Origin of the sequence: Geobacillus sp. BK01 (assembly GCF_052220245.1) — a bacterium.
Lineage (GTDB): Bacteria > Bacillota > Bacilli > Bacillales > Anoxybacillaceae > Geobacillus.
This window is the reverse complement of sequence record NZ_JBQPTH010000007.1, coordinates 1-18,116: the sequence shown is the minus strand read 5'-3', so window position 1 is coordinate 18,116 and position 18,116 is coordinate 1. Positions and strand designations below refer to the sequence as shown.

18 protein-coding genes are annotated in these 18,116 nt (G+C 48.9%); 11 read left to right on the top strand and 7 right to left on the bottom strand.

The features are described from left to right. Positions 1–173 precede the first annotated feature (173 nt). The 3 genes from ACTVDO_RS09340 (at position 174) to ACTVDO_RS09330 (ending at position 3,588) form a co-directional block, all read left to right on the top strand. Positions 174–620, top strand: a complete 447-nt coding sequence (locus tag ACTVDO_RS09340) for an acyl-CoA thioesterase (protein WP_020959867.1) — start codon at positions 174–176, stop codon at positions 618–620. Positions 621–747: 127 nt separating this feature from the next. Further along, on the top strand, positions 748–2,244 hold the full coding sequence (locus ACTVDO_RS09335) for an aminotransferase class V-fold PLP-dependent enzyme (protein ID WP_442901398.1): 1,497 nt from the start codon (positions 748–750) through the stop codon (positions 2,242–2,244). Between the two features lie 150 nt (positions 2,245–2,394). Further along, positions 2,395–3,588, top strand: coding sequence for an acyl-CoA dehydrogenase family protein (locus ACTVDO_RS09330; RefSeq protein WP_442901397.1), 1,194 nt, complete (start codon positions 2,395–2,397; stop codon positions 3,586–3,588). 93 nt (positions 3,589–3,681) lie between these two features. Here ACTVDO_RS09330 and speE read toward each other — a convergent pair whose 3' ends face one another. From speE to nsrR, 4 genes are all read right to left on the bottom strand, one after another. Further along, positions 3,682–4,557 carry a polyamine aminopropyltransferase gene (gene speE, locus ACTVDO_RS09325; RefSeq protein ID WP_442901396.1) on the bottom strand — a complete coding sequence of 292 codons (876 nt, stop codon included), beginning with the start codon at positions 4,555–4,557 and terminating at the stop codon, positions 3,682–3,684. 82 nt (positions 4,558–4,639) lie between these two features. Next, positions 4,640–4,789 carry a hypothetical protein gene (locus tag ACTVDO_RS09320; RefSeq protein ID WP_442901395.1) on the bottom strand — a complete coding sequence of 50 codons (150 nt, stop codon included), beginning with the start codon at positions 4,787–4,789 and terminating at the stop codon, positions 4,640–4,642. Positions 4,790–4,813: 24 nt separating this feature from the next. Further along, positions 4,814–5,041 (bottom strand): FAD-dependent oxidoreductase, encoded by a 228-nt coding sequence (locus ACTVDO_RS09315; protein WP_023817615.1) that lies wholly within the window; start codon positions 5,039–5,041, stop codon positions 4,814–4,816. Continuing rightward, positions 5,019–5,465, bottom strand: coding sequence for a nitric oxide-sensing transcriptional repressor NsrR (gene nsrR, locus ACTVDO_RS09310; RefSeq protein WP_020959861.1), 447 nt, complete (start codon positions 5,463–5,465; stop codon positions 5,019–5,021). The genes ACTVDO_RS09315 and nsrR overlap by 23 nt, the downstream gene beginning before the upstream one ends. A gap of 171 nt (positions 5,466–5,636) precedes the next feature. On the opposite strand from nsrR, the gene hmpA reads away from it, so the two are divergent. From hmpA to ACTVDO_RS09275, 7 genes are all read left to right on the top strand, one after another. Beyond that, positions 5,637–6,872, top strand: a complete 1,236-nt coding sequence (gene hmpA / locus ACTVDO_RS09305) for an NO-inducible flavohemoprotein (RefSeq protein WP_442901394.1) — start codon at positions 5,637–5,639, stop codon at positions 6,870–6,872. A gap of 199 nt (positions 6,873–7,071) precedes the next feature. Then, positions 7,072–7,974, top strand: coding sequence for a formyltetrahydrofolate deformylase (gene purU, locus ACTVDO_RS09300; protein ID WP_020959859.1), 903 nt, complete (start codon positions 7,072–7,074; stop codon positions 7,972–7,974). A 117-nt stretch (positions 7,975–8,091) separates the two neighbouring features. Further along, positions 8,092–8,466, top strand: a complete 375-nt coding sequence (locus ACTVDO_RS09295) for a helix-turn-helix transcriptional regulator (protein ID WP_020959858.1) — start codon at positions 8,092–8,094, stop codon at positions 8,464–8,466. A gap of 129 nt (positions 8,467–8,595) precedes the next feature. Continuing rightward, a complete protein-coding gene (locus tag ACTVDO_RS09290) occupies positions 8,596–9,471 on the top strand; it encodes an ATP-binding protein (protein ID WP_020959857.1) in 876 nt (291 codons plus the stop codon). Positions 9,472–9,481: 10 nt separating this feature from the next. After that, the gene (locus ACTVDO_RS09285) at positions 9,482–11,389 is read left to right on the top strand and encodes a hypothetical protein (RefSeq protein ID WP_442901393.1); all 1,908 of its coding nucleotides are present in this window, start codon (positions 9,482–9,484) and stop codon (positions 11,387–11,389) included. A gap of 18 nt (positions 11,390–11,407) precedes the next feature. Continuing rightward, entirely contained in the window at positions 11,408–12,649 is a 1,242-nt protein-coding gene (locus ACTVDO_RS09280) for a DHH family phosphoesterase (protein ID WP_442901392.1), read from the top strand. Positions 12,650–12,826: 177 nt separating this feature from the next. Next, positions 12,827–13,021, top strand: a complete 195-nt coding sequence (locus ACTVDO_RS09275; RefSeq protein ID WP_020959854.1) for a hypothetical protein — start codon at positions 12,827–12,829, stop codon at positions 13,019–13,021. A 110-nt stretch (positions 13,022–13,131) separates the two neighbouring features. Here the strand turns inward: ACTVDO_RS09275 and ACTVDO_RS09270 are convergent, their stop codons facing one another. Further along, entirely contained in the window at positions 13,132–13,305 is a 174-nt protein-coding gene (locus tag ACTVDO_RS09270) for a hypothetical protein (protein WP_442901391.1), read from the bottom strand. Positions 13,306–13,683: 378 nt separating this feature from the next. Here ACTVDO_RS09270 and ACTVDO_RS09265 point away from each other — a divergent pair, with 378 nt between their 5' ends. After that, positions 13,684–14,589 carry a tyrosine-type recombinase/integrase gene (locus ACTVDO_RS09265; RefSeq protein WP_033005840.1) on the top strand — a complete coding sequence of 302 codons (906 nt, stop codon included), beginning with the start codon at positions 13,684–13,686 and terminating at the stop codon, positions 14,587–14,589. 39 nt (positions 14,590–14,628) lie between these two features. Here the strand turns inward: ACTVDO_RS09265 and ACTVDO_RS09260 are convergent, their stop codons facing one another. Both ACTVDO_RS09260 and ACTVDO_RS09255 read right to left on the bottom strand, forming a co-directional pair. Then, the gene (locus ACTVDO_RS09260; RefSeq protein WP_442901390.1) at positions 14,629–16,083 is read right to left on the bottom strand and encodes a tyrosine-type recombinase/integrase; all 1,455 of its coding nucleotides are present in this window, start codon (positions 16,081–16,083) and stop codon (positions 14,629–14,631) included. A gap of 411 nt (positions 16,084–16,494) precedes the next feature. Then, positions 16,495–17,997, bottom strand: coding sequence for an SIR2 family NAD-dependent protein deacylase (locus ACTVDO_RS09255; protein ID WP_050367253.1), 1,503 nt, complete (start codon positions 17,995–17,997; stop codon positions 16,495–16,497). Positions 17,998–18,116 lie beyond the last annotated feature (119 nt).

Sequence of the window (18,116 nt, the reverse complement as noted above, 5' to 3'; positions counted from 1 at the left end):
ATTTATAATATAACACCATGTTCTAATTAATCAATATTAAAAACAAAACAGTTGCATCATAAAGCAAATCAAGCTATGATAAAAACAACATACTGACTAGTCGGTAGTCAAGTGTTCAGGATGATCCACGCATCGAACGCTTGGCTCCATCTAAGAAGGGGAGAGGGAGAGAAATGAAAACACATACGATCACAATTAATCCTCGCTTTTGCGAAACTGACGCGCTCGGGCATTTAAGCAATATCAGCTATTTCATTTATTTGGAGGAAGCGCGCACCCGCTTATTCGATGAATTAAGCTATGGAGGACGAACTGGCAATTGGCATTTTATTTTGGCGTCTGCGAAATGCGATTTTGTCAATCAAGGGTTTTTTGGCCGGCGACTCCGTGTCGAAACGAACGTCTCCCGCATCGGTCATAAAAGTTTTCAATGCATTCACCGCATTATTGAAGAAGAGACTGGCCAACTGATCGCCATCGGGGAAGCGGCGGTCGTCTACTTCAACTTCCATACGCAAATGAGCGAACCGCTTCCAGATGACTTGCGGGCGTTGCTTGCGCAATACCTCGTCTCCGCTGTCGAGGAGACAAATTCATCTGTTCGCTGCGAAAAACAATGACTATGTTTAGGTTGCGTCACCCGCCGGCAGGGCGGGTTTTTTTGCCTTTGTTCGTTTTCTCTGGACCGAACCGCCCAATGGCCACATATTGTATGAGTAAGTTGACCCGGAAAGGAGAACGATGCCGGTGATTCACGCAAAAATTGGAAGCGCCACCTATACGTGTCGCGGCGAGCTCGAGGACCACTTCCAACCGTTTCGCGACGGAACAATCGGCCGGTTTCATCCGTTTTCTACGCCGTTTGGCGAACAGCGGCTCATCTACGCCGACTGGACGGCGAGCGGACGGCTGTACCGGCCGATTGAAGAGAAAATGGTTCGCGAACTTGGTCCATTTGTCGGCAACACGCATACGGAGTCAAATGTGACCGGAACAAAAATGACGCTTGCGTATCAATACGCCAAAGACATCATCAAACAGCACGTTCACGCCGGGAGGGACGACGTATTGATCATGCAAGGAGCCGGCATGACGAGCGCCGTCAACAAACTGCAGCGCCTGCTTGGCTTGCGCGTACCGGAACGATGGAAGCCGCATCTTCCGCTTACAGATGATGAGCGTCCGGTCGTCTTCGTCACCCATATGGAGCATCATTCGAATTTATTGTCATGGGCCGAAACGATCGCTGAAGTCGTCACGATTCGGCCCACCGCCAACGGTGGGGTTGATCTTGATCATTTGCGCGAGCTGCTCAAGCGCTACCGGCAGAGGCCGCAAAAAATCGGCGCATTCACCGCCTGCTCGAACGTCACTGGTCTAGAGACGCCGTATCACGAATTGGCCAAACTCATGCATGAATACGGCGGACTTTGTTTTGTCGATTTTGCCGCTTCCGCTCCGTACGTCCGCATCGATATGCACCCGGATGATCCACTCGAAAAGCTCGATGCCATTTATTTTTCTCCGCATAAGTTTCTCGGTGGGCCGGGAAGCGCCGGCGTGCTTATTTTTGACAGTCGGTTGTACGACCAGAAGGCGCCGGACCATCCGGGCGGCGGGACGGTGTATTGGACTGATCCATGGGGGCATTATGAGTACGTGGAAGCAGTCGAAGAGCGGGAAGACGGGGGAACACCGCCATTTTGGCAAACGATCAAAGCAGCGCTCGCCATCCAACTGAAAGAGCAGATGAATATCACGAAGATGGGCGCCCGGGAAAAAGAACTCGTTTCGCTCCTGCTGCCGGCGTTACAGGACATCCCTGGTGTTCATGTGCTAGAAGGACATCGGAGCGACCGTCTTGGCATTGTTTCGTTCGTGATCGAGGGACTTCATTATAATCTTGTCGTCAAACTGCTTAACGACCGCTTCGGCATTCAGGCACGCGGTGGTTGCTCATGCGCCGGCCCGTACGGCCATTATTTGCTTGGCATTGATCAAGAACAGTCGGCTGCCTTGCTGAAGGAAGTCAAAAGCGGAAACGCCCTCGCCAAACCGGGTTGGATACGTCTATCGCTCCACCCGACGATGACGAATGAAGAAGTGTATGCGATCATTCGCGCCGTCCGCCAAATCGCCCGCTATGGCCGCCGCTGGCAAGATGAATACGAATACGATGCGGCAAAAAACGAGTTTGTCCACCGTGGTGATGACCGGTATATCCGGCATTTTTTCCTCTTTTAATGGCCGTCTGGAAGCAGGAACGGCTCCATTTCAGACCGGGAAGTCTCCCGCCTCTTAGCATGAGCATAGACGGGGGAGCGTTTTGGTTTTCACCCCTAATCAAAACCGGTACAATGAAATCATCTCAACAACAAAAGAAGGAGAGAGCTGATGAACGAATTGTACCATTTGATCGTGAGGACTGAGCGGGAACGGGAACTGTACGAACAGGCGCGGCACCTCGCCGGGCGGTTCGCGGCGCGAGCGGCGAATTATGACGAACAGGCGGAGTTTCCTTTTGCCGATTTTGCCGATTTAAAGGAAGCGGGTTTCCTTTCGTTCACTGTTCCAACTGAATACGGCGGCCAAGGGGCGTCGCTTTATGAGTTGGTGTTGGTGCAAGAAGTGCTTGCCCAAGGCAGCGGTGCTACCGCCTTGTCGTTCGGGTGGCATGCGAGCATCTTGATGCGTCTGTTTTTGCTTCGCCGCTGGCCGCAATCGATGCTCACCCGCTTGGCCAAAGAGGTGACAGAACACCATGTGCTCATTAACAGCGCCCATTCCGAGCGGGCGACCGGCAGCCCCGCGCGCGGCGGCAAGCCGGAAACGTCCGCCGTCCTTCGCGATGGCCGCTGGGTGCTCCGTGGACGAAAGGCATTTGCGTCGTTAGCTCCGGCGTTGGATTACGTGCTGATTTCGGCCACAATTGAAGACAGCGGCCAAGTCGGGGAATTCCTTGTGCCGATGGCGTCCCCGGGTGTCCGCATCGAGCCCGCATGGAACACGCTCGGCATGCGGGCGACGCGCAGCGACGATCTCATCTTAGATGGTGTCGAGATCGAACCGGAAGCGTTGGTGGAGATGCTGGAGAAACCGACCGGTGCAGTGCCGGCGCAAGGATGGCTTTTGCATGTCCCGGCATGCTACTTAGGGATCGCCATCGCCGCCCGCCATGAGGCGATCCGCTTTGCCCAAACGTACCAGCCGAACACGTTGTCGCAGCCGATCGCCTCAACGCCGGAGGTGCAGCGGAAAATCGCCGAGATGGAGTGGCGCCTCGTTCACGCCCGCCATTTTCTGTACACCATCGCCGACTTGTGGGACCGTTATCCCGACAAACGGTCCGAGATGAAGGAGGAATTGGCAACCGCCAAGCTTGTTGCTACGAACACCGCGCTTGAGGTCGTCGATTGGGCGATGCGCATCGTTGGCGGGCAAAGTTTATTCGCTGATAACCCACTCGGACGCTATTATCGGGATGTCCGCGCCGGTCTGCACAATCCGCCAGCCGATGACTTAACGCTCGCATGGCTGGTAAAACGGGTGTTGGCCAATCACCCGCCAAGCGAACCAAGCAACCATTAAAAGGATTTCCTCTCCAGGGAAAAGGGCGGGAGAAGATGCGGCGGAAATCAAAAAAAGCTGTCCCTAACGCAAGGGCAGCTTTTTTTGATGAAATTACTTCATATCGAGCGCTGAACGCAAAAATTCCGGCAAGGCGAAACATTGGCGGAAGACAGCATCATTGACATATTTCGTATCACTTGGAATCGCCGTCTGCGCCGGAAACTCAAGCGGCCGTTTGGAGCCGATCGTAAAGCTCCACAGCCCGCCCGGATACGTCGGCACAACCGCCGTGTAGACGAGCACGTGCGGGAACAATTCGCGAATGTTGCGGTATGTCCGCTTTAAAATATCCAAATGGAAAATGGGCGACTGGCTTTGGCACACCATCAACCCGTCCTCTTTTAACGCCCGGTGCACGTTGGCATAAAACTCTGGTGAAAACAGCGCCTCAGCCGGGCCGACCGGGTCGGACGAGTCGATCATAATGACATCGTACTCGTGTTCCTTCCCGCGCACAAAGGCGACACCGTCGCCATAAATGAAGTGGACGCGCGGGTCGGATAAATTGCCGGAGACGGCCGGCAAATGTTCTTTGCACGCCCGGACGACCTTCTCATCAATTTCCACCATCTCGATCGCCTCGAGGCGGGCATACTTGGCTGCCTCCCGGGCTGCCCCGCAGTCGCCCCCGCCGATGATCAGCGCCCGTTTGGCTTCCGGATGAAACTGAAGCGGCACGTGCGAGATCATTTCATTATAAATATGGCCGTCAATCGAGGTCGTTTGCACGACGCCGTCTAGCACGAGCATGCGGCCAAAATCATACGAATCCAAAATCATGACATGCTGGTACTCAGACGGCTCGGCAAAGATCACCTCTTTGATCCGGTAGCTGATTTTCAAATTGTCGCGGTCATCTTCGGTGAGCCAAAGCTCTCCGTTGTCCATATGCAAGTAAGGGGGTAAAGCGTTTCCTTGCTGTTTCATTGTTACCTCCTTTGGTTTTGCAGTTTTTTCTCACACCTTTCTAATCTTAATATATTATGCCCGCGGTGGCAAACAAAGGGGTTTACCGGCCGGTGCCGGACGTGTTCATCCCGCCGCCCATGTTCGACGACTGGTTGCGTTTTTCCGGCCGCTCCTCGTCTTGGCCGCAGCCGACACAAAGGCTGACCGCTAACGCGCAAATGGCGGCAAGCGGCATCCATCGTTTTCGCATCCTTTCCTCCTCCTTTCGTTTCAATCATAAACCGAGACGGCGGGCGACGACCGTTGCCGCCCGCTCCCCTGAGACGACCGTCCCTTCCATCGTCGCAAAGTACGGCTGGCGCGTATAGTCTCCCGCCAACGTCAAACCGGGCCCATCTGTTCCTTCGTGCGGCGATGCTTGCTTATAGTGTGCCTGCTTGGGCGCAAAATAAAACTCTCCGGCCGAAGCCGGAGAGCCGTTATTGGCTGTGCCGCCCGCCAAGCAATAGGCGGAGCGGGCCGCGGTTTTCAAGCAAATCGGCAAGCGTATAGGCGTCCAACACCCGCAAAAATGCTTCCAGCGCTTCCTGCAGCACGGAGCGAAGCCGGCAGACAGGCGTCAAGACGCATTCATTGCCATGAGCGGCAAAACATTCGACGAGCGACAAATTGTCCTCGGTTTCGCGGACGACCGCACCGACGACGATCTCCTCCGGTCGTTTCGCAAGGCGAATCCCGCCGTTGCGTCCGCGGATCGTCTCGATGTAGCCAAGCTTTCCGAGCTCATGGACGATTTTGCTTAAATGATGCTCAGAGAGGGAAAACGCAGCGGAAATTTCTTTAATATTTGTTTTTTCGCCTTCATCGAGCGTTCCTAAAAACAGCAGCACACGCAACGCATATTCTGTATAGTTCGTCAGCTGCATGGTCATCCACAACCTTTAGACGAGATGGTTGCTTCCATTGTATCACACCTGTCTCTAGGAGGGAATTGTGAACAATTTGTTAAAGATGCATTTGAAATATTGCTTTTTCACTATGCGTATGGTTGAATAAAACATGTATTTAAAATACATGTTTTTGTGAGGGGATGACACATGGCTACGACAACGGCTTTGCACCCAAAAACGATTGAGATCGTCAAATCGACCGTACCGGTGTTGGAGCAGCACGGCGAACAAATTACCAAACGGTTTTACCAATTGATGTTCTCCAACCATCCGGAATTGTTGAATATTTTCAACCATGCCAACCAAAAACAAGGGCGGCAGCAACGCGCCTTGGCGGCAGCTGTGTACGCGGCGGCGCGCTATATCGATCAATTGGACGCCATTTTGCCGGTCGTGCGGCAAATCGGCCATAAGCACCGGAGTTTAGGCATTAAACCGGAACAATATCCGATTGTCGGAAAGCACTTGCTGATGGCGATCAAGGACGTGCTCGGCGACGCCGCCACTGATGACGTGATGGCGGCTTGGGCGGAAGCGTATGAAGCCATTGCAGCTGTTTTCATTCAAGTAGAGAAGGAGCTTTACGATGAAGCCGCGGCCAAACACGGCGGCTGGCGCGATTTCCGCCGCTTTGTCGTCGCGAAAAAGGTGAAGGAAAGCGACGTCATCACGTCGTTTTATTTCGAGCCGGAAGACGGCGGCGCCATCAGCGACTATTTGCCGGGCCAATATGTGAGCGTAAAACTGGACATCCCTGGTCAAACGTATACGCACATTCGCCAATACAGCTTATCCGACGCCCCCGGCAAAGGGTATTACCGCATCAGCGTCAAACGGGAAGCGGCAACGGCGGAAAAACCGGCCGGCATCGTGTCGAACTATTTGCATGACCACATTCACGAAGGCGATGTCGTCGAGTTAAGCGCTCCAGCCGGCGACTTTACGCTCGACTTGACAAACGAAACGCCGGTTGTGCTGATCAGCGGCGGCGTTGGGGTCACTCCGCTTTTAAGCATGGCGAACACATTGGCCATCCGTCAGCCGAATCGTCCGGTGACGTTTCTTCAAGCTGCCCTAAACGGCCGCGTGCAGGCGTTTGACAAAGAGTTGCGGACGTTGGCCGAACGCCCGTCGTTTGCCTACTATCTCTGTTACGAGTCGCCGTCTGAAGACGACCGCCGTCATCCGCATTTCAGCAAAGAAGGGCGGATCGATCTTGCCTGGATGCAAACGGTTATTCCGACGAAAGACGCTGACTTCTACTTCTGCGGCCCGGTGCCATTTATGAAAACGGTCTACCGCGCCTTAACAGAGTGGGGCGTGCCAGAAGAACGCATCCATTACGAATTTTTCGGCCCGGCCGGCGATTTGACGAAAGACTGACCGATCATTGTTCCATCAACAGGAGGCATCCCCACCAAGGGGATGCCTTTTGTGATGGAGAATATCAACAATTCTCCTATTTGGCGTCAACCTTTGCTACAATGTCTGTAGTGAAAATTTAGGCACAATCTGTTGGCAAGAAGAAAATTTTTCTGTATGATGGAAGGCAAACGACTGCAGGAAAAGGGAGAGAAAATCGATGACGACGTTTCGCCAACATCGCTGGCAATCATTCTTGCAAGGGTATGAACAGCGCGCCCGGCTGCTCATTTCCTGTCCGGACCGCCCAGGCATTGTCGCCGCGGTCACGTCTTTTTTGTATGAACATGGCGCCAATATCGTCGAGTCCAGCCAATACTCGACCGATCCAGAAGGAGGCACGTTTTTCCTCCGCTTGGAGTTTGACTGTCCCAACATTGCCGATCGAAAAGCGGCGATCGAGGCGGCGTTTGCCCCGATCGCCGCTGAGTTCGGCATGGATTGGCAGCTTCGCCTCCATAACGATATTCGGCGGATCGCCATTTTCGTCTCGAAAGCGGAACACTGCTTGCTTGAACTTCTTTGGCAATGGCAGGCAGGCGAACTGATCGCCGATATCGCGCTCGTTGTCAGCAACCACCCGGATTTGCGCGATGCGGTCGAACCGCTCGGCATCCCGTATGTGTACATTCCGGTGACGAAAGAAACGAAAGCCGATGCCGAGGCGGAACAAATTCGTCTGCTTCATGAATATCGCATCGATACGATCGTGCTCGCCCGCTACATGCAAATTTTATCGCCGGCGTTTGTTGCCGAATTCCCGGGGCGGATCATCAACATCCACCACTCATTTTTGCCGGCATTTATCGGCGCCAGGCCGTACGAGCGGGCGTATGAGCGCGGAGTGAAGCTGATCGGCGCTACATCCCACTATGTCACCGATGATTTGGATGAAGGGCCGATCATCGAGCAGGATGTCGCCCGTGTCGATCACCGCCATCACCCTGACGATTTGAAACGGATCGGCCGCTTGATTGAAAAGACGGTGCTCGCTCGGGCGCTCAAATGGCATTTGGAAGACCGGGTCATTATTCACGGCAACAAAACGATCGTGTTTTACTAACAGGCAGCAGGGAAGGACATTTCCTTCCCCTTTGTGATATAATGGAAAGAAAGCGGAACCAAGCAGGAATCCGCCGCCTAGAAAGCGAAATCCAATGGAAAGGAAGGAGGGCATGCAATGGGGGAGAAACGGACGCCTAGCGGTTTTCTGTTAAAACAACGTGCGTTTTTAAAATTATATTTGATTACGTTGACGGAGCAGGAACGGTTGTACGGCCTGAAGCTGCTCGATGTGCTGCGTCAGGAGTTTAAACCGTTCGGTTATCGCCCGAACCATTCAGAAGTGTACAAAGCGCTCCACGATTTAATCGAAGACGGCATTTTAAAACAAGTGAAACAGAAAAAAGAGGGAATGAAGTACCAGGAAGTGGTGTATTACCGGTTCGCCGAGGGCGGGCAGGAAAAAGCGAAACTGTACAAACGGCAGCTGAAAGCGGAACTCGACCGATGCGCGGCGCTCATTCGCAAGGCGATTGAGGACAACTACAGCTAGGAGCGCCCTGTTTTTCCTTCTTCATCTTATTTACATAATATAATTATAGTATACTTCGTTTGTTTTGCGTCCTGGCGGGTGATTTAGTAGAATGAGAGGGAAAGATGGCGACAGAAGGGAAGACATCACATGATCACATGGCCATTGGTTGTAACCGAAGAAATGAAAAAGCGAAAAGAACTGTTCCACCGCGACCCGGATCGGGTGTTGGTCGGGTCTGGCGGATATACGGCCGAAGACGAGGCCATCCTCCATGATGCGGCAGTCGCGCTCGCACTTGGAAAAAACGTGCTCTTAAAAGGACCGACCGGATCCGGAAAGACGCGGCTTGCGGAAACATTGTCAGCCTTGTTTGGGCAGCCGATGCACAGCATCAACTGCTCCGTCGACCTCGATGCCGAAGCGCTGCTTGGGTTTAAGACGATCGTGCACCGTGGCGGCCAGGCGGTGATTGATTACGTTCCCGGCCCGGTCATTCAGGCGATGACAAAAGGCCATTTGTTATACATTGATGAAATCAACATGGCCAAACCGGAAACGCTCCCGATTTTAAACAGCGTCCTCGATTACCGGCGCCGGCTCACCAACCCACTCACCGGCGAGGTCGTCGAGGCGAAGCCGACATTTGGCGTCATCGCAGCGATCAACGAAGGCTATATCGGCACCGTGCCGCTCAACGAAGCGTTAAAAAACCGGTTTGTCGTCATCGATGTGCCGTATGTGCAAGGAGCAACGTTAAAATCGGTGCTGTTGGCGCAAACTACATTAACGGACGAAACGTTGATCGACCGTTTCGTTTCTCTGTCAGCCGACTTGCTCGCGCAAGTGCGAAACGGGCAAGTCGCCGAGGAAGCGGCCTCGGTGCGCGCCCTGTTGGATGCGTGTGACTTGGCCGCCTATATGCCGCCGTTGCGCGCCATTGAACGAAGCATTGTCGATAAGCTCGACGATGAGCGGGAACGGGCTGCGGCGCGCAACATCGCTGAAACATGGTTTGATGAGTAGGAGGCGGCATATGGAACGGTTTATGATGTTCAACGACCGGCCGATCGACTCGTTTTTGGTCATGCAGCTTTCCGATCTCGCCCAAACGCTTGCCCGCAGCCGCCGTTGGACAGTGGAGTTTGCCGCCCACTCCGGCGTGCATTTGGCCAAGCAGACGATTTATGTCAGCCAGTTGTGGGATGTGTACCCACTTCCGGATAAAGAACGGGCGATGAAAAGCGACGTCGCCTTGCGGATGGTCGGCACATACCGGCATACCGATGCGGCTGCCGTCCGCGCCTTCCGGCGGACAGCCGAGGCGCAGCGGCTCCCAAAACTGTTAAAGCAGCTGTTTTCCTTCGCTGAAGATCTTCGCCTAGAGGCTGTCTGCGAGCGGGAACGGCCGGGGTTGAAACGTTGGTTTCGCGCACGCCGCCGCTTGCACCGCCGCTATTTTTTCCAGCAATGGCAGGCGAACCGGACGCGGGGTGCCTTGGCCGATCAATTTTTGGCCGCCATGTATTTGCGGCTGACCGCGGATTCGCCGCTTGACGATGTTCCGCTCGCCCCGATGGCGGATGGAGCCGGACAAGCGCGCCTTGAAGCGCTATGGCCGCAATTTTTTGACGCCTCATCGACGGCGGAAACGGCCCGCTGGGCGTTGGCGGTTGTAGAGCTGATGGAACGTGTGCTGCCAGGGGATATGGTAAACGCCTACACGTCGCTGCCGATCGTTGATCATGATGAAGAACGGAAGATGACGCTTCACGATTTAAAGCGGACCGATCCGTTGGAAAACCGCGATACATTGAATGATTCCCCAAGCGGGGAAGTGCACCGGCAAGTGCTGTCAACCTGGCATCGGGAAACGAGTCGAACAGGCGGGAATTTTCTCCGCTTTGAGTTGGAGCGCGGCACGCGCACCGGCATGTTTGGCGACGGAGCGCGGCCAGGTGAGGACGGAGATCAGGCGCTCGCCATCGTCCAAGGAACGTCGCGGCCGACGAAGCGAAACGAATATGGTCCCGAGGCGCACGCCTCCTTCGGCGACCATCCGTCCACCGGAAGCGGTGCACCGTATGGCGAGGTGAACCGTCAAGCCGGTCTCGTTCTTCTTCCTACCTCGCCGCCAAGTCCGACTCATCTCGAGCAGTACCGCACCAAGCAGGCAGCGGTGGCGCCGTACCGGAAGCGGCTCGTGCGCGTGATGGAGCAATGGCTTGAGCATCAGCGCAGCGCCTGGCGCACTAACTTGCCCGCCGGGCGGCTGCGCAAACAGTTAGTGCCGTTTTTCACCGAAGAGCGGCCGCGCCTGTTTTACAAAAAAGGCGAGCCAGCGCGGCGGTTTGATGCAGTGTTCGGGCTGTTAGTTGATTGTTCAGCCTCGATGCATGACAAAATGGAGGAGACGAAAACCGGCCTTATTCTTTGCCACGAGACGCTGAAAACGCTGCGGGTGCCGCACGCCATTGTTGGATTTTGGGAAGATGCGAACGAAGCCACCGCTTCTTGGCAGCCAAACTATATGCAAATGGCCATATCGTTTCGCCAGTCATTGGAGCCATCAAGCGGCCCGTCGATCCTGCAGCTTGAGCCGCATGAAGACAACCGTGACGGATTCGCCATCCGTTGGATGACAGAACAACTCCTCCGCCGTCCGGAAGCACAAAAAGTGCTGCTCGTGTTTTCCGATGGCGAACCGGCCGCATATGGCTACGAACAAAACGGCATCATCGATACACATGAAGCGGTCGCCGAAGCGCGGCGCCGCGGCATTGAGGTCGTCAACCTCTTTTTAGGCCGCGGGGCGGATGACGAACCGACGCGACGAACGATCGAAAACATTTACGGCCGTTTCCGCGTCTTCGTACCACATGTCAGTGAGCTGACGGACCGGCTGCTTCCGCTTTTGAAAACGTGGCTGCAAAAAAGCTTGTGACAAAAAGGATGGGAAACGATGATCAAATTATTTACCGACAGCGATTTAGACGGTATCGGCTGCGGGTTGCTCGCCAAACTGGCGTTTACGGAAGTAAACATTTCGTTTTGCTCCTACCGGAATTTGGATGAACGGGTCGCCCGGTTTCTACAAACTGAAGAAGCGGACAACGCCATGCTGTTTATCACCGACTTGGCCGTCGGCAAGGATGTTGAGCAGCAGCTCGCCGAACGGGCCAAGCGCGGCGGTCATGTGCAAGTCGTCGATCACCACGTGACGGCACTTCATTTCAATGACTACCCGTGGGGGTGGGTTGTGCCGGCCGATGGTGACGGCAAAAAAACGTGTGCGACTTCTCTTTTTTATGACTACCTCGTCCGGGAAGGGAAACTGACGCCAAGCGACTCGCTAGCAACGTTCGTCGAGCTCGTCCGTCAATACGATACATGGGAATGGGAAGAAAACGGAAATGTGCAAGCCAAGCGGCTCAATGATTTGTTTTCGATTTTGGGGCTCGACGGCTTTTGGGAGACGATGAGCGAGCGTCTCGCCTCCGGTGAACCGTTCGCCTTGACCGAAACGGAAGAGCTGCTTTTGGATACGGAAGAAAAGAAAATTCAACGCTACATCCGGCAAAAACAAAAGCAGCTTGTTCAACGCTGGCTCGGTGATTATTGCATTGGCGTTGTGTTTGCCGAGCGGAATCTTTCCGAACTTGGCAACGCCTTATCGAAACGATACCCGCATCTGGATCTCATCGCTATGGTCAATATGGGGACAAAGCATATCGGCTTTCGTACCATTCACGATGACGTCAATGTTGCTGAGTTCGCTAAGCAGTTTGGCGGCGGCGGCCACCCGAAGGCATCGGGCTGCTTTGTGGATGACACGACCTTCCCGCTGTTTGTCATCGAAACGTTCCCGCTTGCACCCGTTTATGGCGATGCGGAACAAAACCAACTGAACAAGCGGGAAGAGGCGGAAGGCGTGTTTTGGACGAATCATCATGGCCAATGGTGGTTAAGCCGTCAGACGGAACGAGGATGGACATGGTATGCCGACGGGGGAGAAGCTCGTACATTCCCCGATGAAGCCACGGGCGAACGCTGGCTGAAGCGGCAGTTTGCCGCAGGGCTTGCTCACGATGCCGCTGTGCTTGAGTTTTTAAGCGCGCGGCTCGGCCGGGATAAAGATGCCATTCAAGCCGACTATCCGGCAGCTGTCAAGCAATACAACCAACAAACCGGCATCGAACGATGATGCCGGTTTTCACACGATTGAACGGGGACGGGGGGGACTGCATTCCGTGCAGCGGTTAAAAAACGGCTTTGTCACAGCAACGCGGCACAGAAATGTTAACATAATTGTAACAGTTTTGGTGTTTAGGAAAAACAGTCTTCGATTATAATGGAATTAACTATATAGGGGGTGAAAAAGGTGAAGCAGTATGTCTTTTCCTTCCAGACAGATCAAGGAAAGACGGTCGTGTGGGAAGAGGCGATCTTGGCGTCCGGAATGATGGAAGCCTTTTCAAAAGCCCAACGGCTCCTTATCAAATATAAACAAGAAAAAGGCGTGCCGGTTCGCATTCGGTATAAAGGAGTCCGCTATCGCCATACCGATATTGCATAACGTTGAAAGTTGAAAAAAGAAAGGATGGGAGCATGCCTTTCCTGCGACAATCGACACGCAGCGGCTAACGTGCAGTGTTTTCTTGAGACACTCGGGAACACTGCACGTTTTTATTTGATTTGCACCCGCACGCGATCAGGAAGGCGAGACGGATACGGAAAATGATTGCGGCGAAACACATACTGCTCCGGCACAAGCCATGAACGGCGCAAAAACCAAATCGGCGACTCTTGATTTTCCGGCACGACACTTCTTGTCAACAAATATGGACGAGCCCTCATCATCGCGCACTCCTTTAACAGATTTCCGGGTGGTGGGTAGTTCACGAGCCCAATATGCCCGCTATCATGCGTATGCTGCAAAACCGTTCATTCATGCCGGATGGCGTTGTTTTTTTGTTTTCGTCTCACTATCAAAAGATTACTTGTTATTGAGACAAAACCGAATATAACTTCCTATAATTTATATTATGTAAACTTATCAATTTCCCCGAAATTTGAGGGTTTCTTCCCTCAAGTACCCATAAAATCAATTATCCGGAACTTGTTAACCTAAGTTCCTCATAATTTTTTGTGTCTACGAATTATCATTTTTTAAACGAGTTATCATTATTTTTTTATCGATTATCATCGGTCGTTGATTATCAACTGGAGGTGTTTTTTATGTTGTTTCGACAAGCCATTGATGAATTTGTGTTGTACTTGCAAATTGAAAAAAACTATTCACTTAACACCGTTGATGGTTATGCTTATGATTTGAGATGTTTCGAGAACTTCTTAATTCAACACGGTTATTCTGTACAACTTCATGACATTACAAAAACGCATGTTCGTCGCTTCATCCAGCATCAGATTACAAAAGAAAACGTCAAACCTAGAACGGTCTATCGGAGAATTTCTTGCTTGAAATCGTTCAGTAAATACTGTGTCAAAGAAAATCTAATCGACAGCGATTTTATGATCGGAATTGATACTCCTAAAACGGATAGCAAATTACCGACTTATATGTCTTTGTCTGAACTACGAAAGCTGTTCCATTTTTTGGAGCAAGACAATAGCCGAATGGCGATGCGAAACCATCTTCTATTTAAACTGTTAGCCACTACGGGTATGCGAAGATCTGAAATTGTTGAACTAACTTGGGAACAAATTGATTTATCGAACAACACGATACGCATATATGGGAAAGGAAAAAAAGAGCGCTTACTCCCCCTTCATCCCATGGTTGTCCCTTTAATTAAGAGCTATATGGGAAGTTTAGAAGAATATCAGCTCCATCCTTCCCAACCGGTATTTTTAAATAAAAACGGTAAAAAACTGAATCCGCGTGGTTTACATAAGATATTTAAAGAAATCTTACAAAAAGCTGGTCTGCCACCTCAACGGTTCTCACTCCATCATTTGCGGCATACGTTTGCTACCTTGTTGATACAAGAAAATAAAGAAAATGTTGATTTGCGTACCGTACAAGAACTACTCGGCCATGAAAGTTTAGTCACGACGCAAGTATACACTCATGTTGACTTTGAGCAAAAGAAAAAAGCGATTGAAACATTTAACATATTTTAAAACCTGCTTAGTACGGAAATAACTACCCTAGCCGGGTAGTTATTTCATGTGAATATGAGTTGGCGGATACAAAGGCACTGGATGCGTGAGATCGTATGACATTGAGTGCATTCCATGAGTTTGCTGATAAGGCATTGGAGCATGTGGAAAATACCCTTGCTGCGCCATAGCAATCTGATTATAAAGTTCTGGTGCTTTAAATGTAAAATAATCAGAATGATTATTCCCTGATTCTTTAAGTATTTTTTGATGTAATGCCGCAAATGCATACTTTACGAGATGTTCTTTAAACAGATTGATGTAATTTTTGTTTTTCAATTGATTCGAATAAACTTTAGGAATTTCATCAAAAATTTCTTCTAAATCTAGCGTGATATTATAATTAGATTCAAGTTCCATAGCAGTTTCAAAAAGAGTTTCGATTATTACTTGGGCCGCTCGAATTTCTTTAATATACTTTGCATCACTTAAAATATAATGCTGCAGAGCGCCAAGCTCATATTTAGAGTGTCCAAGCAAAAAGCGTATAGCATCATCTGAGACCCCCATTTCATGAAACAAGGTAGAAAGAGTGTATCGTAGTCCGTGCGGTGTGAAATACTTCTCTGTTTTACGGATTATTTTGTTTCTTCTTCCCTTCTCTTTTGCATTGTTATGATTTTCATTATTCTCTGGTTGTTCATATTCTACTTTCACCCATCCCAAATGTTCACATACTTTATCGATTATATAATTCATTTGCTTGTTAATGAGCGGTTTCCCTCTCAAACCGTATAACAATGCATCATTTGGTTCCATGTGTTCTGTATATTGGGTGAGTAATTTCATGAGCTTAGGTGGTAATGGAATAAAGAAATCTTTGTTTTTGCTGTTTGGTGAATTATCAGTGTGTTTATCCCCTTCCTCTAGATATTGGTCAAGAAGTTTGTCTTCTTTTACTCGATCTTTTTTTGGATCAAACTCATAAACTAGCCCGTTCATAGTAGTAGAAACTGAACGAACTGTTAGTTTTTCGAGCGATGTGACTCTGAGAGCAGTAAACATATCTATTAGGGTTGGAACTAATACATTAACACCACTTTCTTGCAACTCAAACGCAGCTTTGTAAACTTGGTATAATTCGGTAATATTTAATGCTCTCGAATGATGTTTTTGTTTATTAGAATCTGTGATTTTTAATGCTGCGAATGGATTTCCGTTAATAACTCCGAGCCGGTTATAATGCGTAAACATAGATTGCATCGTTGCCTGATGTTGTTTTATCGTTCTCGGACTATAGCCTTGTTTTCGTTGATCATTTTCCCATATCTTCACAAATTCATAATCGATATTCTCAAGCACTGGATTTAACCCTTGGTTTAACATATATTCTGACATGTAAATTACATTTTTACGGTAGGTACGTCTAGTGTTTTTTGACCAAAACTGGCTTTTTTCATATTCATTAAAAGCCTCAATTAAAGTAGATTTAGCTGAAATATTTGTCTTGCTCATGATCTATTACCTCCGTATAAAAATAATTGAGCTTAAAATACAAAAAACCCCAAGCCAAACACCGCTACTTCTTATGCGTGTATATACGCATAGGTAGCGCTGTAAAGCTTGGGGTTTTCCCTTGTCGTATATTAAGTTATTCATTTGTTTTGTATTTTATCAGATTATGATGAAAAGTCAACAACTATTTTGCAAAATTTTATAGATTTGTTTCTTTTTCAGCTAAATATTTTTATAAATCATCTGTAACGGATAGCGTATTTAACGCTCGTTTAATTAAAGCTGGACGGTGTTTTAAATAGCTGTTTAAAAGGTGTGATTGTGTTCCACAATTGCGCCTTATTTTATTATTGAACAATACTATTTCTGTGGCCGTAATGACCCTTCTTCTATATTCTATAAAGACAAACGTTAAAGTTCTTGGTTAATTAACTCGCTCAGTAATTTAGTTTCATCTTCTGTAAGACTAACTGAGGGGTCAATTAAAGAATAATCTCGAAGTCTTTGTTGCCTTTTAATCGGATGTTCTGCGACTGTTTTGCAATCTCTTCTCATTTTATCTACCCAGTACATTACGTATTGTTGTATTTGTTTTGGTAAAGCCTTAAAATCTGCTCCTTTTTCAATCCAGTGATTAACATTCCAAGAAAGAGGAGGTGTTGGTTTCCATCCCCAACTATAGACGTATTCAATTGCTTTTGCTGCAACAACAATGTAAGTACTTTTACTAACACCTTGCATCCCAACAAAGAAATGGTCACCACCGTACTTACTTTTTGGGCTTCTTACATTAGCAGTTGCCATAAGTGCAGCCAAAATCCTAAGTTTATTCAATGGATTCTTTAATTTTAAGTTAAAGATTGCTGCATTCAAAGAATCGGTATCTTCATCGGTCTTCACTTTCTTAGCTAGTTCAGTAAAAGCTTCGACAATTCGCTTTTCATAATCTAAAGGAATATCTGATAAATCGCAAATTTCCCGAAATAATTTAATGCCTATAGAAAAAGGTTTCTTTTTTATAGTTTGTTCTAAAAGATCTATTTCTTGCTTACTTACCACTTTTACAGGTGTTGAAGATATTGGTGTAAAAAACTCTTCCATTCCATCTTCAAATTTTTTGCTCCTTGTTTCTTCTAACATACATTTTAAAAAGGTTTCGAAGGCTTCTATATGATTTTTAGCTTCAGGGCATTCCTTCATGGGATCTATCAATGTAATTCCGTATTGATCACACAATGATTGGAGTTCATTACTATATCTATATGCAATCATATAGGATGTTGGTAATTCTCCATAAAATGCTTTCTGTAGTTCAGCAAACATTTGTTGAATATTGATATCACGAAAACTATAGCCTACAAATAACAAATTTTTTGCTAATAGATCCGCTCGTAAACGGATGTTAAATGCATTTTCCGGATCACTCATTCTTTTTTGATAATCCTCTTGTGTGAATACGATAGATTCAGGATAGTTAAGATCCCCATGAAACTTAATATAAAGCTGTTCTGACAATTTCGCTTCAGCAAAATCCTTTAAATGAATGATAGTCCTGTATTTCCTTCCATACTTCTCAAACGCTTTTTCCATCACATTATCTTGGTTTGTAGTGTAAATAACGGGAACACCCATATTCATTATTGTTAAATGGACATATCCTTTTTCATCATCAAATTCCGAAATTTCTAATTTACTCTTCAAAAACTCACAAAATTTATCCCTTCCGAACGTATCCACATATTTTTGAGCAATTTCAAAATGATTCGTAATAGACGTTAGTCCTAACTGCTCGGCCATCTCGCTGACTAGAGAATCCCAATCTGGTAGCATAGAAGCAGAACAGCCAGCACCCATAAATGGGACCAATTTTTGCTTAGCAGCTAATTCGCCTAAAGTATCAATAATTTGACTCATTTTCTTTCCCCTTCTTCTTGCAACTCTAAAATATTGACTAGTTGTTGAAAACAATTCAAGACTTCTCTAATTTATAAGCTTATTAAAACTCATCAGTAAAATTTTTTTAATTCCTTTTT

Bases quoted from the DNA above. Each gene is read 5' to 3' on its own strand.
- ACTVDO_RS09280 (WP_442901392.1), top strand. From the start codon at position 11,408: ATGATCAAATTATTTACCGACAGCGATTTAGACGGTATCGGCTGCGGG.
- speE (WP_442901396.1), bottom strand. From the start codon at position 4,557: ATGAAACAGCAAGGAAACGCTTTACCCCCTTACTTGCATATGGACAAC.
- purU (WP_020959859.1), top strand. From the start codon at position 7,072: ATGACGACGTTTCGCCAACATCGCTGGCAATCATTCTTGCAAGGGTAT.
- ACTVDO_RS09290 (WP_020959857.1), top strand. From the start codon at position 8,596: ATGATCACATGGCCATTGGTTGTAACCGAAGAAATGAAAAAGCGAAAA.
- ACTVDO_RS09320 (WP_442901395.1), bottom strand. From the start codon at position 4,789: ATGCGAAAACGATGGATGCCGCTTGCCGCCATTTGCGCGTTAGCGGTC.
- ACTVDO_RS09330 (WP_442901397.1), top strand. From the start codon at position 2,395: ATGAACGAATTGTACCATTTGATCGTGAGGACTGAGCGGGAACGGGAA.
- ACTVDO_RS09265 (WP_033005840.1), top strand. From the start codon at position 13,684: ATGTTGTTTCGACAAGCCATTGATGAATTTGTGTTGTACTTGCAAATT.
- ACTVDO_RS09255 (WP_050367253.1), bottom strand. From the start codon at position 17,997: ATGAGTCAAATTATTGATACTTTAGGCGAATTAGCTGCTAAGCAAAAA.
- ACTVDO_RS09295 (WP_020959858.1), top strand. From the start codon at position 8,092: ATGGGGGAGAAACGGACGCCTAGCGGTTTTCTGTTAAAACAACGTGCG.
- ACTVDO_RS09340 (WP_020959867.1), top strand. From the start codon at position 174: ATGAAAACACATACGATCACAATTAATCCTCGCTTTTGCGAAACTGAC.
- nsrR (WP_020959861.1), bottom strand. From the start codon at position 5,465: ATGCAGCTGACGAACTATACAGAATATGCGTTGCGTGTGCTGCTGTTT.
- ACTVDO_RS09285 (WP_442901393.1), top strand. From the start codon at position 9,482: ATGGAACGGTTTATGATGTTCAACGACCGGCCGATCGACTCGTTTTTG.
- ACTVDO_RS09260 (WP_442901390.1), bottom strand. From the start codon at position 16,083: ATGAGCAAGACAAATATTTCAGCTAAATCTACTTTAATTGAGGCTTTT.
- hmpA (WP_442901394.1), top strand. From the start codon at position 5,637: ATGGCTACGACAACGGCTTTGCACCCAAAAACGATTGAGATCGTCAAA.
- ACTVDO_RS09270 (WP_442901391.1), bottom strand. From the start codon at position 13,305: ATGATGAGGGCTCGTCCATATTTGTTGACAAGAAGTGTCGTGCCGGAA.